Below are 14887 nucleotides of genomic sequence, written 5' to 3' on the forward strand. Positions count from 1 at the left end.
ATGCGAACCGGATGATTCTCTGGAACAAGATCATCATAACTTGGAGGGAGAAGACTCAGTTGGTTCTGGCTATTGGTCTTCCAAACTACGTTGCTTTTCATAGCATGAAAGTACAAAATTTCACGCTGTTGTCAAAATTATAAAACATAAAAAAGGCTGCCCTTTTTAGACAGCCTCTTTTTTTTAATTTTTCAGACTAGAATGTAACTACCAAATTTGCAGTTACTCCATTGCTTGGCGGTACTTCCCGACAAACACCACCTACACAAATCAAGCCTCCTCTTTGTCGGCCATAGTTCATTGCAAAACGTGCTCTACCTTTAGTATAACTACCTCCAACACTGTAATAGTGAAATTCTTTTTCACCACCATAATTCCAAGAATCAGCAGCATATATTGTAATTGTTGAGTTAAAATTATATTCTAAAACTCCTGCAGCCCAGTTTTTATCATCATCGGGAGTCCATAAATGCTGTAGCTCCATTCGCAAAGCTTTTCCTTTTTCAAAACGGCGCGTGCCTTCTATAACTGCTATTTGTGCTCTAATATCGCCTTCAGATCCAAGAATACCGCCTTTGGAAACGGCTTTGTCAATAATAACATCTTGGTATGATACAACCGTGCTCCATTTTGAGGTCCAACGATTTTTTATCTCTATGTTCAAATCGCGGAAATAGCGATCTCCATCTCCAATAAATTTAGCGTCATAGGTTAAATCGCCCGCATTAAAAGTTGTTTCCAAGCCCGCCCAATAAGAAAAGTTTCCGGCCAATTTTGTTCCAACCTTACCAAGTGCAGATTCTTTGTCAAACGAAAAATAAACATCTAGCTGTGTGCCTACTTCCCCAGCTCTTTTTTCGTTTTCACTAAAAAGAAGTCTTGGCTGTGCATTGTAAACGTATATGTTTGATAGCAAATAATCGTGTTGTTTGGTAATGGCGGGAACATAGTTTACTAATTGCTCATTAAACTGATTTCCTTCGGCATACCTATCTGAATAAAAAGTGAAATTTTCCAGCCTTCTAAATGTAGAATTTATTCCCAAACCTTTTTGGGCATATCCTAAATTAAGCTGTAGTGCCGTGCCATCAAAGAGCTGTGGAGAAGTTACCACTTCCTCATTAATAAGTACGTCCGGGTCTTTAGCAATTGCTTCAATTCCGCCATAGAAATTTGAAACTACAAAATCGAGTCTTCCTCCGTAAGCGTTTATATTTGCAGGAATGGTATCATTTGCACCGTTATCCTGATAACGGCCGACGTAGCTGGCGCCCAATTTTAAATCTACTGCGTCTATTTTCATTAAATCACTTAAGTTTAAATTGGCATCAAGGCCTTGTATCACTCCTTCTGAAACATCAAATCCATTTCGAGTTTGTCCATAAACACCGGTAAGATCGAAAGTAGCAGATGGACTGAATTTAACACGAACACCTTTTAAAGCATTGTTGATACCCAATTGTCTATTCTCCCAAGTACGAAGAATTAAACCACTTCCAAATTGCTCATAAAAATAACCTCCAGTTATATCTAGGGTTTCATTCCTAAAATTAAGATAATAGGTCCCAATTCCATTTTGGCCATTCCAAGTGTCAGAATAACCCAAGAGGGCAGAAGGCAAATAGGATTCATATTGGACGCCTGCAGTGAATTTTCCGAGCGTGTAGTTCATCTGTAAATAATTATTTGCCCTAAACTGATCTTCTGGGGCAATAAAATTAAAATCTTCATCATCCAGAAGCCATTGGGAGTTAGACTCGAGACCACCGAAAAAGTAGCCGTTGTCTTGCGAATAGCCGATGGCGCCCATAAGCATAAAGGTGCCGAGTATAAGTTTTTTCATTGTAAGTTTTTGGTTGATTGGTATTGGGGTTAGTTGGAATATTCCTTTATTTTTTCATAAAGTTCATATTCTGCACCTGGGCTATAACCAGAATGGCGGTAAACAATTTCATTGTTTTTTACCAAAAGCGTCAAAGGTACGGTGGCAGCTCCCAAAGCACGTTGAAAATCGTTATTAGTATCCAAAAGAACGGTATAATCCCAGCCTTTTCCGTTTATTAAAGGTTTTACTCTGTTTACAGTACGGCTGTCGTCTACAGAAACTGCGAATAGTTCCACTCCGGTTTCCTCTTGCCAATCTGCGTAAATTTCACTAATTGCATCAAGTTCTTTTAAACAAGGAACGCACCATGTGGCCCATAGTGAAACTACAATTACCTTATCTTCTTTAGAAAGATTTTTAGAGTTAATTGTGTTTCCGTCTACTGTGGTTAAATCAATTCTTGGCATTTCACTTTGGGAAAATCCTACAGTTGAAACGAATAAAAGAAGAAGGGAGAGAATTTTTTTCATAGGTAAAAAGATTTGTAATTAATTTTAGACTAGCAATATTAAGTTTTTTTAATAAAAACTGTATCAGTTTGTTTGAAAAATCTTCATTTAACAAATAAATCCAAAACATTTTTAAGATTTAGGCTATATTAGCACACTTATTATTTTTTTAAAATATAATGTTATGAAAACCCATCCCTATTTCCAACTTCTATTTCTATTCGCCTTTGTTGCCATCGTGTCCTGTAGTAAAAAAGAAGATCCATTCGTGGAGGCAGACCCTATGTTAACTTTGGAGCTTAAAAGTAGTGCCGGAACCGGAGAACTTGAGGTTCTATCTGTAAACGATTCTGTTTACTTTACGGTGAATGGGAACAATGGAGAAGATTACTCAGACATAGCTACATATTATGTGAATGAAACGGCAATATCTGCAAGGGCTTACTTTTTTCGGCAAACAGGTACTTATGCAGTAAAGGCAGTCTATAATGATGTAAACAGTAATATTCTAAACTTTGAAGTGCTGGCACCAACAGAGCGTGCATTAACAATAGATGTTACAAAAGCATTACGTGACCAGACAATCACTTTCGGTCTTTTAGATTCCGATGGAAACAATACGGCTTCTGAAGCAATTTTTTATGTAAACAACGATGAAATTTCTGGCTTTACCTATTCTTCCGCAACACCTGGTAATTTTGATGTTTATGCGAAGTATGAAGTAAATAACGAACAACAAACTTCTGTCACAAAACCTTTTGAAGTATTTATTCCGAAGCGCAAAGTTGTAATAGAAGATTATACAGGCACGTGGTGTGGATTTTGTCCTGCAGTTGCATTGGCAATTGAAAATGTTGAAGCTGTTACTGAACATGTGTCGGTTGTGGCTATTCATAAAACTGCCTCTAGCTACCCAGATCCATTAGATTTTGATAGAATTGAAGATTTGCAGCAAATGTTTGGAGTAAGCAATGGATTTCCTAAAGCACAACTTAATAGGACTGTTTCTTGGGCAGAGCCTTACAATATTGGCGAAGTAACGGCAATGGCTGGAAACGACACAGATTTATCAATGGCCATTAACTCTCAATTAACGGGTGCGAATCTAACCGTTCAAGTAAAAGTTATTTATGAAAATGGCTCTGAAGCAGGGGATAAATTAGTTGTTTATTTATTGGAAAATGGTGTAGTTGCACCTCAAGCCAACTATTTCAATGAGACTCCTGGGCATCCATATGAAGGACTTGGCAACCCAATAGTAGACTATGTTCACAATCACGGTTTACGAAATTCACTTTCAGATCTTTTTGGCGATGCTATTCCCCAAACACCCGCTTTTCAAGAATTTAAAAAGAGTTATTCCTTTGTAGTGCCATCTAACTATGTTGGCGACAATTTAAGTTTCGTGGTTATGGTTGTTAGAGCAGATAATAGTGCCAAGAACTCACAGTTCTCTAAAATCAACGAAAACAAAAATTACGAGTAAGAACAAACCATTTTTTATAAAATCAAAAAACCCATCCCGAATATTTCAGGATGGGTTTTTTAATGAGCTCAATCTAGTTTTTATCCTAAAAAAGGATATCTGTAATCGGTAGGTGAAACAAAGGTTTCCTTCACCATTCGTGGTGAAATCCATCTGTAAAGATTCTGCTTACTTCCTGCTTTATCGTTCGTTCCACTGGCGCGCGCGCCACCAAAAGGCTGCTGGCCAACAACGGCTCCCGTAGGTTTGTCGTTTATGTAAAAATTACCAGCAGCATTTTCAAGAATTTTTACGGCTTCTTCCAAAGCATATCTGTCTTCGCTGAAAACAGCTCCGGTTAAAGCGTATTCACTGGTTTCATCAACCAAGTGAAGTGTTTCTTCCCATTTCTTATCGTCATAGACATATACTGTAAGTACAGGTCCAAAAAGCTCAGTACACATTGTAGTGTATTTTGGGTCTTTTACCACAATTACGGTAGGTTCAATAAAGTAACCTTTGCTTTTGTCATAATTTCCACCAGCAATTATTTCAGCGTTTTTGTCTTTTTTGGCAGCATCAATATATTTTGCAAGCTTATCAAAAGAACCTTCGTGGATTACTGCCGTAATGAAATTGCCCATATCTTCCGGTGTTCCCATTTTAAAAGAACGGATATCGTCAATCAAATACTTTTTAACGTCCTCCCAAATAGTCTTTGAAATATAGCATCGGCTGGCGGCGCTACATTTTTGACCTTGGAATTCAAAAGCACCTCGGGCCATAGCCGTTGCAACTTGTTTAGGGTCTGAAGTTTTGTGAGCCACTATAAAATCTTTTCCACCTGTCTCACCCACGATTCGTGGATAGGTTTTGTAGTTGTGGATATTGGTTCCAACTTTTTGCCAAATATCCTTGAAAACATCTGTTGAACCAGTAAAGTGAATTCCGCTGAAATCTGGACTTGCAAGTACGGTATCAGTAATCATAACAGGATCGCCCATTACCATATTTATTACACCAGCAGGAACGCCAGCTTCTCTAAATACGTCCAAAACTACTTTTGCAGAATAAACTTGGCTGTCGCTAGGCTTCCATAGCACTACATTTCCCATTAAAGCGGCACTTGCTGGAAGATTTCCCGCAATAGCAGTAAAGTTAAAAGGAGTTATTGCATACACAAAACCTTCTAAAGGACGGTATTCAATTCGGTTCCAAGCTGCGGAAGTAGATTCTGGTTGCTCAGCGTAGATTTCAGTCATGTATTGAACATTGTAACGTAGAAAATCTATAAGCTCACAAGCGGCATCAATCTCAGCCTGATATATATTTTTAGATTGAGCAAGCATTGTTGCGGCATTAATCTTTGCTCTGTATGGGCCTGCAATCAATTCTGCAGCGCGAAGAAAAATTCCGGCACGTTGTTCCCAAGGCATTACGGCCCATTTTTTTCTAGCCTCCAATGAAGTGGAAATTGCATCCTCTACATTTTTCTTGGTAGCTTTATAGTAAGTTCCCAGCACGTGCTTGTGGTCATGCGGTGGAGACATAGTAGCGGTTTCTTTGGTCTTTACCTCTTCGCCGTTAATAAATAAAGGCACTTCTATTTTTGCCTTGTACATTTTTCTGTAAGTTTCAAGTACTTCTTCGCGTTCTGCAGAACCTGGCGCGTAGCTTTTTATAGGCTCATTTACGGCGATTGGCACTTCAAAAAATCCATTTCCCATAACTGTTTTGTTTTTTCTGTTTATGAAGATTGCAAAGGTACAAAAATGAAAGCACCAAACCTTGAAATTCCAAATTCCAAATAGTGTAATACATTTTTTTTTAATTTGGAATTTAGCATTTGTTATTTGGAATTTTTAATTTTCCTTTTGTAGTTTCGATTAATAACATCCAGATATGTGTACAATTACTTTTATTCCGAAATCCAATTATGATTTTATAGTAACATCAAACCGCGATGAAGCTCCCGGACGAGAAACTTTTCCGCCGAAAATTTATGAGGAACAAGGCGTGCAATTACTTTACCCAAAGGATGCTGTTGCGGGCGGAACATGGATTGGCATTAGCGAAAAAAAGCGTTTGGTCTGTTTGATGAACGGCGGTTTTATTGCCCATCAGCGAAAGCCTTTTTACAGAAAGAGCAGGGGTTTGGTGGTGAAGGATTTATTGAAATGTGAAAATTTAAAAAGTGAAATAGAAAATTATGATTTCAATGGAATAGAACCTTTCACAGCTGTTTTGGTTGAATGGCAAAGAGTATTGCAATTGTTTCAATTGGTTTGGGACGGAATAAATCATCATTTTTCAGAAGAAACGCTTGCGCCACAAATTTGGTCTTCTTCGCCATTATATCCTAAAAATTTAAAGCATAAGCGCGAAAATTGGTTTTCAGGTTTTTTAATGAAAACGGTAAATCCTTCCGAAGAAGAAATTCTCCAATTTCATAAAACAGCGGGCGAAGGTGATTTTAATAGTAATCTGATAATGGATCGCGGTTTCATAAAAACAAAAAGCATTACCCAAATTTCTAAAAAGGAAGAGACTCTTGAAATGCGTTATGAAGATTTACAGCGAGAAGAAATATATGAATCGGTATTTACTTTTCACAAAAAATAGTATCAATTCATGGAAAAAGGCGCGCTCAAATTGAAAAGTGGAATTGAAACCCTAAATTTTCGCGTGGTTGCAAAATTCACCATATTATAATGTCCCTGCATAGCGCCAAAAGGAGAAAGGAGCAGGCATCCGCTGGTATAGGCGTGTTTTTCGCCCGGCTTTAGAATAGGTTTTTGGCCTATAACCCCTTCGCCTTCCACCATTTCGGTGTTGTTCAGTGAATCTTTTATTTTCCAGCAACGGGCAGTTAGCTGCACGGTATCTTTACTTTGGTTTTCAATGGTTACGGTATAGGCAAAGGCATATTGCATTTTACGGTTTTTGTAAAACGTGCCGTCAAATTCGGTTTTTACCGAAATCTTAATCCCTTGTGTTACCTGTTGTACCATTTTTAATAGATTGCTGCGCTGGCGACTACAAAAATTGTTGCTGCTAAAGTTAATCCTATTACAAACACAGTGTTTAAAAATACAAATTTTATTAAAGTTAGCGGCCTACTCTGCCCGTAAAAATTTCGCAATGCTTTGTAAAAATAAATTGGGCCAATAAAAATGAATAGACATCCAACCAAAAAATTTTTTCCAATTATGAGGTCGGGAATTAAGAAAAGAAGCATCGCTAAAAAGATAAAACTGAATATATGGAATATGAAAATCGTATGCTCGATATAGGTATATTTTTTACGGGAATAAATGAGCCAGAAAAACAACGCAAAAAAGGGAGTGAAGAAAAATAGGAAGAAAGGTATTTTGGAAATGACATAATTTATAAACTCCGAAGGCTTTTCCTGTATCTTCTCAAGGGTAGCGTTTTTTGAATAAACCCATCTGTTAAAGGCGGTATTTTGGTGATGTAGGCTGTCGAAGGCCACAGCAGGAGATTTGATTTTAGTTTTTTCGTAATATTTATTGTAGAGTGAAAATCTTTCAATGTAGCTTTCAGTAAATGACATGGTATCTAATGCCTCTTCGGAAATAGATTCAAAGTTTTTTTTGGATTCTTCATTTTTTAAGGAATCAGCAACTATTATGTTTTTTGAAGGATTTGCTGGAAAATTCTGTCTCAAGGAATCCAAGGTGATTATGTCAGAACTCGAGCCATTTAAATTCAACTGGTCAATCTCTGTATTTGGTTGGAAAACTTGAATCAAACTATTCAATAGAAAGTAAATAATGGATACGCTCAAAAAGAACCGAAACGGGTTTGCATACTTTAAGCGCTGCCCCTTCACATAATTGCGAGTAATGATGCCAGGCCTGAAAAGAAGATCTTTTAGCGTGTTTCGTAATCGGGAGTCGAAAACAACAATGCTATTCAGAAATTCACCAAAAAAATCTTTTGCTGAAAGTTGCTTATTGCTGTTCAATTGGGAGCAATACGGGCAATAAACATCACTTATATCAAGTGGTTGTTGACAGTTTAGGCATTTTGTTCCGCGGTATTGGAACGATTTTCTACTGCCGGAATTTCTATCTTTTTTGCGTTTCATTGCCTTCTGAAAAAAGAAATTGTTACTTCAATTAAATTTTAGAAAATCAATTGTTATTGATATTTGTGGAATTTGCATATCCTGTGCCGATGATTCGATCATACCTCGCACCCAAATCGCGGAAATAAACAATAACGGTATAGTCGTTTTCAGTCTGCCAAAAATTGCCGCTTACGGCACCTTCATCAATGCTTCCGTCACGGTTCACAACTACATATTTATAGTCGTAATATCCTTGTTTAAAAAGACGGTCGTTCCTATAGCTGTCGGTTTTTGGATCGTATTTCATATAGGTGCTACCGTCAATTGTCCAATTGTTGAAATTGCCATATATGTGAAGTTCCTTATCGCCCAAATCGTCGTAATACTGTAGGTTGAAGTGCATCCGCACATATTCCGCCTCAAGGTCTTGATTGCGGGCGTCTACATTGCGCACTACAAAATTTCCATTTATATCTGGGTTGTAAGTGTAGAGCCTGTCATATCTCGGGATGTTTGTGTAAAGATAATTTTCGTAAACATCGGTAAGTTCTATGGAGCGCACGCCGTTGGTGGCAGAGCGTTCGTCTTTATTATCGAAAGAAAAAAATTCATTGCCCCCGCCAAAAGAAGCTTCCTTGTCGTATTTATAAATCAGCTCGCTACCTATTGTGTACTGTGGCACCAAATCTGTAATTGCGGTTTTCAGGTTGCTGTTTTGAAGCACAAGTACTTTTACAGTTTGCTTTGGGTTTATCAATAACAGATCCGGGGAGTTTATACTGAACTGAACCACTTGTTTCTTTTCAATAACTTTCAGGTCGCGGGCTCGCTTTATTTCTACATTAACGTTTACAATGTTTTCCATTACCAAAAACTTTCTGGTAAATACAAGTTCGCCATCTCCATTGAAGATGCTGAGCAGATAGTTGCCGCTTTTTTCAATTGCGCGGGTGTCGCGGTTGGGGATGGTGAGTTCGTAGTGAGAAAATATTTGAAGCGTATTTAGCGAGTTTTGGTAATTCTGGATGCGTACATCGTCAAAACCGTCCAAGTATTCACTTTTAGCAAGATCGCTGGGCGTCCAGTCAAAATTATAATGGGTAATGGTATAGTAGTAATCTTCTTCCTCGCCATTGAGGGCATCGAAGGAAAGCAGGAGCCGATCGCCAAGACGGATAATGGGTAGTTGGCTCTGGTTTGTGGCACCACGAAACTGAATTGTGCTGATGTATGGGGGTTCTACTTTTTCCACGATTTGGGAGAAAGTAGGGAGAACCGTAAGAAATAAAAGAAGGGAGGTAGCAAGTGTTTTTGACATATCAGTAGTTTAAAATGCTAAGATAACAAATTTTGTGCCTCTTGTGTTAATGGATTTGGGAATGCAGTGATGATTCCCCTTTTAGCTATAATCTATAGAATAGATGATTTTATCTGAAATAAAAATAGAGCATTAATAAGTCACTTTTAAAGTGCTCGTCGTGTATCCGTAAATTTGGATGATCCTTGGACTTATCCTGAATTAATAACTAAATATATCAATAATAATATTTATCCGAATTGTTTTAAAATTATTTACGAATAATCATACCTTCATTTAAAAACGTTTTAAAGAAGCAATCCATCGCTTTTTAACACAGAAAATTATACCCTTTTATTGTGCAATGGTATATTTAATTTATAAATTTGCACGCCCTTATTCCCCGCACTTTGTTTTGAGGAGCGATAGGGTATTAAAAAGGCATTATTAATATCTATAATTTATGTCCAAAGACATTAAGATTAAAAAAGGTCTGACTATCAATTTAAAGGGCGAAGCCGAAAAGACACTTTCAAGCGCCCCAAGATCAAGAACTTTCGTATTAAGACCTTCCGACTTTCATCTTATTACTCCAAAACTGGTTGTTAGGGAGGGTGGAAAAGTTCAGGCTGGTGAAACAATTTTCTACTCAAAAAGCAATGAGCTTATTAAGTTCGCCTCGCCGGTGAGTGGAACGCTTACCAAAATAGAGCGCGGCGCCAAACGTGTAATTAAAGAAATTACTATTGAGGCAGATCCGCAGGATTCGTATAAAGATTTTGGTGTTTTAAGTCCAGAAGCTTCGAGCGCTGAAGAAATTAAAACACGCTTGCTACAATCTGGTTGTTGGCCTTTTATTTTACAGCGTCCCTATGCTGTAATTGCTGGCACAGAACAAGAACCGAGAGATATATTTATTTCAGCACATAGCACAGCCCCATTAGCAAACGACTATGATTTTTCACTTCACGGAAAGGAAAAGGAACTACAGGCAGCTTTAACAGCACTTAGCAAATTGACCACAGGACAAGTACACGTTGGTGTGGGTAAAAGCGGAAGTTCTCCTTTTAAAGGCTTGAAAGATATTACACTTCACAATGTTTCAGGACCGCACCCTTCAGGAAATGTAGGTACGCAAATAAACAAGCTTAGCCCTGTTAATAAAGGTGAAATTGTTTGGACTATTGCGCCACAAGACCTTGTTATTATTGGCGAATTGTTACTTACCGGTAAGTTTAATGCCGAAAGGATAATTGCGCTTGCAGGTTCTGAGGTAAAAACACCAAAATATTACAGAACTAGAATTGGAGCAGAGGCATCTACCTTTTTGTACGATTCTGGATTGAAAGAAGAAAACGTTCGCGTTGTTAGTGGCGACGTACTTACAGGGAAACAGATATCCCCTAAAGGGCATTTAGGCTACTATAGCAATACCGTTAGCGTAATCCCGGAAGGTGACGATTACGAATTCTTTGGGTGGAACAAACCCGTTTTCAATAAAATATCAACTTCCAGAGCGCTTACCTTTTCTTGGTTAACGCCAAATAAAAAATTCGATTTAGATACCAATACCAATGGTGAGCACCGAGCTTTTGTGGTAACCGGAATTTACGAAGAGGTTTTTCCTTTGGATATGTATCCGTTGCAAATGCTAAAAGCCTGTATGGTGCAGGATTTGGATGAAATGGAAGCCTTGGGAATGTATGAGGTGGCTCCAGAAGATTTTGCACTTACTGAATTTGTTTGCGTTAGCAAGCAGCCGCATCAACAGATCATCAGGAACGGTCTTGATTTAATGTATAAAGAAATAGGATAATCGCTATGGGATTGAAATTAAAATTACATACGCTTAAGGAAAAGTACAAGGGTACAAAGATGGCGCCTGCATTTAATGCATTGCACACTTTCTTGTATTTGCCTAACGAAACCACTCACGGCGGCACGCATATTAAAGCTGCAGACGATTTGAAGCGTACTATGAATACTGTGATTTTGGCATTGGTGCCGTGTTTGCTCTTCGGAATTTTTAATGCTGGCTATCAACATTATGCAGCTTTGGACGAAACCTTACGCTTAGCGCCATTGGCAAACTTCCTTACAATGGATAACTTTATTATGGGCTGCTGGACAGTGCTGCCGTTGGTATTGGTATCTTACGGTGTAGGCCTTGGTATAGAGTTCTTATTTGCTATTATAAAAGGTCACGAAGTAGAAGAAGGCTATTTGGTAACAGGAATGTTAGTGCCTCTAATTGTGCCCATCGATATTCCATTATGGATGCTTGCCGTTGCTGTAATCTTTGGAGTTATAATTGGTAAAGAAGTATTTGGAGGTACCGGAATGAATATCTTAAACCCAGCCCTAACCATTCGTGCCTTCTTATTTTTCGCTTATCCTACCTGGATGAGTGGTGATAAGGTTTGGGTACACGGAGCTGTAGAAAGACAAAAAGAAATTATGGCGGGTGCCAATATAGACGCTATATCTGGAGAAACAATACTGGGTAGTTATGCACAAAACCATAATGTGGTTTACGATTATTGGGACATGTTCTGGGGCTTTATACCTGGCTCCGTCGGGGAAACGTCAAAACTGTTGATTCTTGTGGGGGCTTTCATATTAATCTTCACCAAAATAGGAAGTTGGCGTATTATTTTCAGTACCCTGATAGGCGCTCTAACAATGGGGCTTATTTTCAACGGAATAGTAGATGCGGGATGGATTGGTGAGAGTTCAAAATTTTATGGTCTTATGAATGTGCCTTTCTGGCAACACCTAATTATTGGTAGTATTTTGTTTGGCGCTGTGTATATGGCTACAGATCCAGTTTCAGCCAGCCAGACCAATAAAGGTAAATGGATCTACGGATTTTTAATAGGTCTTATTTCTATATTGATACGTGTATTCAACCCAGCCTATCCAGAAGGAGTTTTCTTGGCAATCTTATTAATGAACGTATTTGCACCAACCATTGATCATTACGTAATACAAGGGAACATCAAGAAAAGAGCAAAACGTTTAAAAGTTAAAACAGCTTAAACATGGCAATTAACACAGATAAAAATAGTTATACCGTCATTTTTTCCGTAATCATGGTAGTGGTGGTAGGTTCGTTATTGGCTGGTTTTGCCAGCGGCCTAAAACCAATGATAAAGGCGAATGAAAAGTACGAGAAGCAACAGAACATTCTGTATGCGATGAACGTAAACGATAATGAAGGAGAAGGCGATGTAGTCTTTATTCCCACAGATGAGGTTGAGGCAGAATTCAATAAATACATTAAAAAGCAGTTGGTTATACAAGGCGATGATGTAACTGAAAATGATGAAGCTTATTTAATAGATTTGAAGAAAGAGGAAACCAAGGCGAAAGATGCTTCTTACAAGCGAAAACTACCATTATTTGTAGGTGAAAAAGATGGAAAAGAACTTTACGTTATTCCCGTAAGAGGAAAAGGACTGTGGGATGCAATTTGGGGCTTCGTAGCTGTTGATAAAACAATGACTGTTGTAGGTGTTTATTATGACCATAAGGGTGAAACTCCTGGTTTAGGAGCCGAAATAAAACAACGCTATTTTATGGATGACTTTACGGGCGAAAAGTTTTTACACGGAGAAGTTTTTGAAGGCATCAAAGTAGCAAAAGGAAACAACGATCCATTGAACAAAGACACTGAAGACAATGAAGTAGATGCACTTGCCGGTGCCACAATTACAGGTGATGGTGTTTCAGCAATGTTGAGGAAGGACATTAAGTTATACGTACCCTATTTTAAAGCTTTAAGAAAAAACTAAAATAAAAGTGCACAAGCATTTTAAATATAAATATTATGGGATTACTTTCAAAAAAAGATAGCAAGCTAATCTTAGATCCGCTGGCAGACAACAACCCTATTACTATTCAGGTTCTGGGTATTTGTTCTGCATTGGCAATTACCGCACAATTAAAACCTTCCATCGTAATGGCCGTATCGGTTATTTTTGTATTGGGAGCAGGCAACGTTGTTATCTCTTTGATGCGAAACATCATTCCGTCCAAAATTAGGATTATCGTTCAATTAATCGTTGTTGCTGCCCTCGTAATTATTGTAGATCAAGTGCTGAAGGCCTTTGCGTATGAGTTAAGCAAGGAGCTTTCAGTTTTCATTGGTCTTATTATTACAAACTGTATTATTATGGGACGTTTTGAAGCATTCGCTTTAGCTAATGGACCTTGGAGATCGTTTTTGGATGGTATTGGAAATGCCGCAGGATACGGACTTATTTTAATTATTGTAGGTTTCTTCCGAGAGTTATTGGGTAGCGGAACCTTGTTCGGTTTTAAAGTATTGGGAGATCCTGTTACAAAAACAGGCTTGTATGCAATGGGTTACGAAAATAACGGATTTATGGTACTTCCACCTATGGCATTGATTGTTGTAGGATTAATAATTTGGGTACAACGTAGCCGAAATAAAGCATTAATAGAAGAAAACTAAGTTAAGTGCGCAGTTTGCAGTACGCAGTAATCAGTAAATGATTGCATAAATATTTTGACATATTGATTATGAAATTTCAAGAATTGCTTGCCTACAAGAAATCATTTAGTTTGGTTATGAATATATTCGAAATTTCTAAAGGATTTCCGATAGAGGAACAGTTTTCGTTAACCAGCCAAGTCAGAAGATCATCAAGAGCAGTATCTGCTGCAATTGCTGAAGCATATGGGAAAAGGAAATATCCGAAGCACTTTCAAAATAAATTGACAGATGCTGATTCAGAAAACCTTGAAACACAAACTTGGATTTAATTTGCCCAAGCCTGTGAATATATAACGAAAGAATTAGAAATTGAATTAAAAGAAAATAGTGAAGAAGTAGGTAAGTTATTAAACTATATGATTCACAACCCACAAAAATTTGGAGTTGTAAATATATAACTGAATACTGCGTACTGAATTACTGAATTACTGAAACATGGAACACATAGAATTATTTTTCAAATCGATTTTCGTAGATAACATGGTGTTTGCATACTTCTTGGGTATGTGTTCATACTTGGCGGTATCTAAGAAAGTGAGTACTGCAGTGGGCTTGGGTGCGGCTGTAATTTTTGTATTGACTGTAACAGTTCCCTTAAACTGGCTTTTAGATCAGTATATTCTAAGAGAAGGAGCCTTGGTTTGGCTAGGAGAAGAGTTTGCAGATTATGATCTAAGCTTTTTATCATTCATTCTATTCATCGCTACCATTGCAACCATGGTTCAGTTGGTAGAAATTATTGTTGAAAAGTTTTCACCATCGCTATATAATTCACTTGGAATATTTCTACCATTAATAGCAGTAAACTGTGCTATTTTAGGGGGATCACTTTTTATGCAGTCTCGAGATATCGCCTCGTTGGATTTAGCATTAAATTACGGTTTCAGTTCCGGAATTGGATGGTTCCTTGCAATTATTGCTATTGCAGCAATTCGTGAAAAAATTAGATACAGCAACGTTCCAGCTCCGTTAAGAGGATTAGGAATTACGTTTATAATTACAGGTTTAATGGCTATTGGTTTTATGAGCTTTGGAGGTATGCTTACAGGCGGTGACGAGGAAACACCTTCATTGGATGGAAATCCAGCGAACATAGGAATTCAAGTAGAAAAGAACACTATAAAAAATATTGACAACGAAACCGCTCTTATTGAAGTTTCTGAACTAACACAGCAGTAA

14 protein-coding genes are annotated in these 14887 nt (G+C 37.8%); 8 read left to right on the forward strand and 6 right to left on the reverse strand.

The features are described 5' to 3' along the window. Nucleotides 1-196: 196 nt before the first annotated feature. Nucleotides 197-1843: a DUF6029 family protein gene (locus ESV24_RS09210; protein ID WP_111816424.1), complete on the reverse strand. Its 1647-nt coding sequence runs from the start codon at nucleotides 1841-1843 to the stop codon at nucleotides 197-199. A 29-nt stretch (nucleotides 1844-1872) separates the two neighbouring features. Further along, a complete protein-coding gene (locus tag ESV24_RS09215) occupies nucleotides 1873-2355 on the reverse strand; it encodes a TlpA family protein disulfide reductase (RefSeq protein ID WP_111816423.1) in 483 nt (160 codons plus the stop codon). Nucleotides 2356-2518: 163 nt separating this feature from the next. On the opposite strand from ESV24_RS09215, the gene ESV24_RS09220 reads away from it, so the two are divergent. Then, nucleotides 2519-3820: an Omp28-related outer membrane protein gene (locus ESV24_RS09220; RefSeq protein WP_111816422.1), complete on the forward strand. Its 1302-nt coding sequence runs from the start codon at nucleotides 2519-2521 to the stop codon at nucleotides 3818-3820. An 80-nt stretch (nucleotides 3821-3900) separates the two neighbouring features. Here ESV24_RS09220 and pruA read toward each other — a convergent pair whose 3' ends face one another. Continuing rightward, nucleotides 3901-5526, reverse strand: coding sequence for an L-glutamate gamma-semialdehyde dehydrogenase (gene pruA / locus ESV24_RS09225; protein WP_111816421.1), 1626 nt, complete (start codon nucleotides 5524-5526; stop codon nucleotides 3901-3903). A gap of 175 nt (nucleotides 5527-5701) precedes the next feature. Between pruA and ESV24_RS09230 the strand changes: the two genes are divergently transcribed. After that, a complete protein-coding gene (locus tag ESV24_RS09230; RefSeq protein WP_111816420.1) occupies nucleotides 5702-6421 on the forward strand; it encodes an NRDE family protein in 720 nt (239 codons plus the stop codon). 2 nt (nucleotides 6422-6423) lie between these two features. Here ESV24_RS09230 and apaG read toward each other — a convergent pair whose 3' ends face one another. Genes apaG through ESV24_RS09245 form a run of 3 tightly spaced genes read right to left on the reverse strand, consistent with a single transcriptional unit; the run spans nucleotide 6424 to nucleotide 9210 of the window. Then, nucleotides 6424-6810 carry a Co2+/Mg2+ efflux protein ApaG gene (gene apaG / locus ESV24_RS09235; RefSeq protein WP_111816419.1) on the reverse strand — a complete coding sequence of 129 codons (387 nt, stop codon included), beginning with the start codon at nucleotides 6808-6810 and terminating at the stop codon, nucleotides 6424-6426. A 2-nt stretch (nucleotides 6811-6812) separates the two neighbouring features. Beyond that, nucleotides 6813-7910: a DUF3667 domain-containing protein gene (locus tag ESV24_RS09240; RefSeq protein WP_111816418.1), complete on the reverse strand. Its 1098-nt coding sequence runs from the start codon at nucleotides 7908-7910 to the stop codon at nucleotides 6813-6815. 46 nt (nucleotides 7911-7956) lie between these two features. Further along, nucleotides 7957-9210 (reverse strand): type IX secretion system plug protein, encoded by a 1254-nt coding sequence (locus ESV24_RS09245; protein ID WP_111816417.1) that lies wholly within the window; start codon nucleotides 9208-9210, stop codon nucleotides 7957-7959. A 442-nt stretch (nucleotides 9211-9652) separates the two neighbouring features. On the opposite strand from ESV24_RS09245, the gene ESV24_RS09250 reads away from it, so the two are divergent. The 6 genes from ESV24_RS09250 (at nucleotide 9653) to nqrE (ending at nucleotide 14887) form a co-directional block, all read left to right on the forward strand. After that, nucleotides 9653-11005 (forward strand): Na(+)-translocating NADH-quinone reductase subunit A, encoded by a 1353-nt coding sequence (locus tag ESV24_RS09250; protein WP_111816416.1) that lies wholly within the window; start codon nucleotides 9653-9655, stop codon nucleotides 11003-11005. A 5-nt stretch (nucleotides 11006-11010) separates the two neighbouring features. Continuing rightward, entirely contained in the window at nucleotides 11011-12228 is a 1218-nt protein-coding gene (locus ESV24_RS09255) for an NADH:ubiquinone reductase (Na(+)-transporting) subunit B (protein ID WP_111816415.1), read from the forward strand. A gap of 2 nt (nucleotides 12229-12230) precedes the next feature. Next, complete coding sequence (locus ESV24_RS09260; RefSeq protein ID WP_111816414.1) at nucleotides 12231-12983, forward strand: Na(+)-translocating NADH-quinone reductase subunit C; 753 nt, start codon at nucleotides 12231-12233, stop codon at nucleotides 12981-12983. A 35-nt stretch (nucleotides 12984-13018) separates the two neighbouring features. Then, nucleotides 13019-13666 (forward strand): NADH:ubiquinone reductase (Na(+)-transporting) subunit D, encoded by a 648-nt coding sequence (locus ESV24_RS09265; protein WP_111816413.1) that lies wholly within the window; start codon nucleotides 13019-13021, stop codon nucleotides 13664-13666. A 68-nt stretch (nucleotides 13667-13734) separates the two neighbouring features. Beyond that, a complete protein-coding gene (locus ESV24_RS09270; protein WP_317046807.1) occupies nucleotides 13735-13977 on the forward strand; it encodes a four helix bundle protein in 243 nt (80 codons plus the stop codon). A 166-nt stretch (nucleotides 13978-14143) separates the two neighbouring features. Continuing rightward, complete coding sequence (gene nqrE, locus ESV24_RS09275) at nucleotides 14144-14887, forward strand: NADH:ubiquinone reductase (Na(+)-transporting) subunit E (RefSeq protein WP_111816412.1); 744 nt, start codon at nucleotides 14144-14146, stop codon at nucleotides 14885-14887.

The sequence above is a fragment of the Aequorivita lipolytica genome, assembly GCF_007997135.1.
Lineage (GTDB): Bacteria > Bacteroidota > Bacteroidia > Flavobacteriales > Flavobacteriaceae > Aequorivita > Aequorivita lipolytica.

Coding starts and splice junctions, on each gene's coding strand:
- ESV24_RS09210 (WP_111816424.1), bottom strand. CDS start 1,843: ATGAAAAAACTTATACTCGGCACCTTTATGCTTATGGGCGCCATCGGC.
- ESV24_RS09215 (WP_111816423.1), bottom strand. CDS start 2,355: ATGAAAAAAATTCTCTCCCTTCTTCTTTTATTCGTTTCAACTGTAGGA.
- ESV24_RS09220 (WP_111816422.1), top strand. CDS start 2,519: ATGAAAACCCATCCCTATTTCCAACTTCTATTTCTATTCGCCTTTGTT.
- pruA (WP_111816421.1), bottom strand. CDS start 5,526: ATGGGAAATGGATTTTTTGAAGTGCCAATCGCCGTAAATGAGCCTATA.
- ESV24_RS09230 (WP_111816420.1), top strand. CDS start 5,702: ATGTGTACAATTACTTTTATTCCGAAATCCAATTATGATTTTATAGTA.
- apaG (WP_111816419.1), bottom strand. CDS start 6,810: ATGGTACAACAGGTAACACAAGGGATTAAGATTTCGGTAAAAACCGAA.
- ESV24_RS09240 (WP_111816418.1), bottom strand. CDS start 7,910: ATGAAACGCAAAAAAGATAGAAATTCCGGCAGTAGAAAATCGTTCCAA.
- ESV24_RS09245 (WP_111816417.1), bottom strand. CDS start 9,210: ATGTCAAAAACACTTGCTACCTCCCTTCTTTTATTTCTTACGGTTCTC.
- ESV24_RS09250 (WP_111816416.1), top strand. CDS start 9,653: ATGTCCAAAGACATTAAGATTAAAAAAGGTCTGACTATCAATTTAAAG.
- ESV24_RS09255 (WP_111816415.1), top strand. CDS start 11,011: ATGGGATTGAAATTAAAATTACATACGCTTAAGGAAAAGTACAAGGGT.
- ESV24_RS09260 (WP_111816414.1), top strand. CDS start 12,231: ATGGCAATTAACACAGATAAAAATAGTTATACCGTCATTTTTTCCGTA.
- ESV24_RS09265 (WP_111816413.1), top strand. CDS start 13,019: ATGGGATTACTTTCAAAAAAAGATAGCAAGCTAATCTTAGATCCGCTG.
- ESV24_RS09270 (WP_317046807.1), top strand. CDS start 13,735: ATGAAATTTCAAGAATTGCTTGCCTACAAGAAATCATTTAGTTTGGTT.
- nqrE (WP_111816412.1), top strand. CDS start 14,144: ATGGAACACATAGAATTATTTTTCAAATCGATTTTCGTAGATAACATG.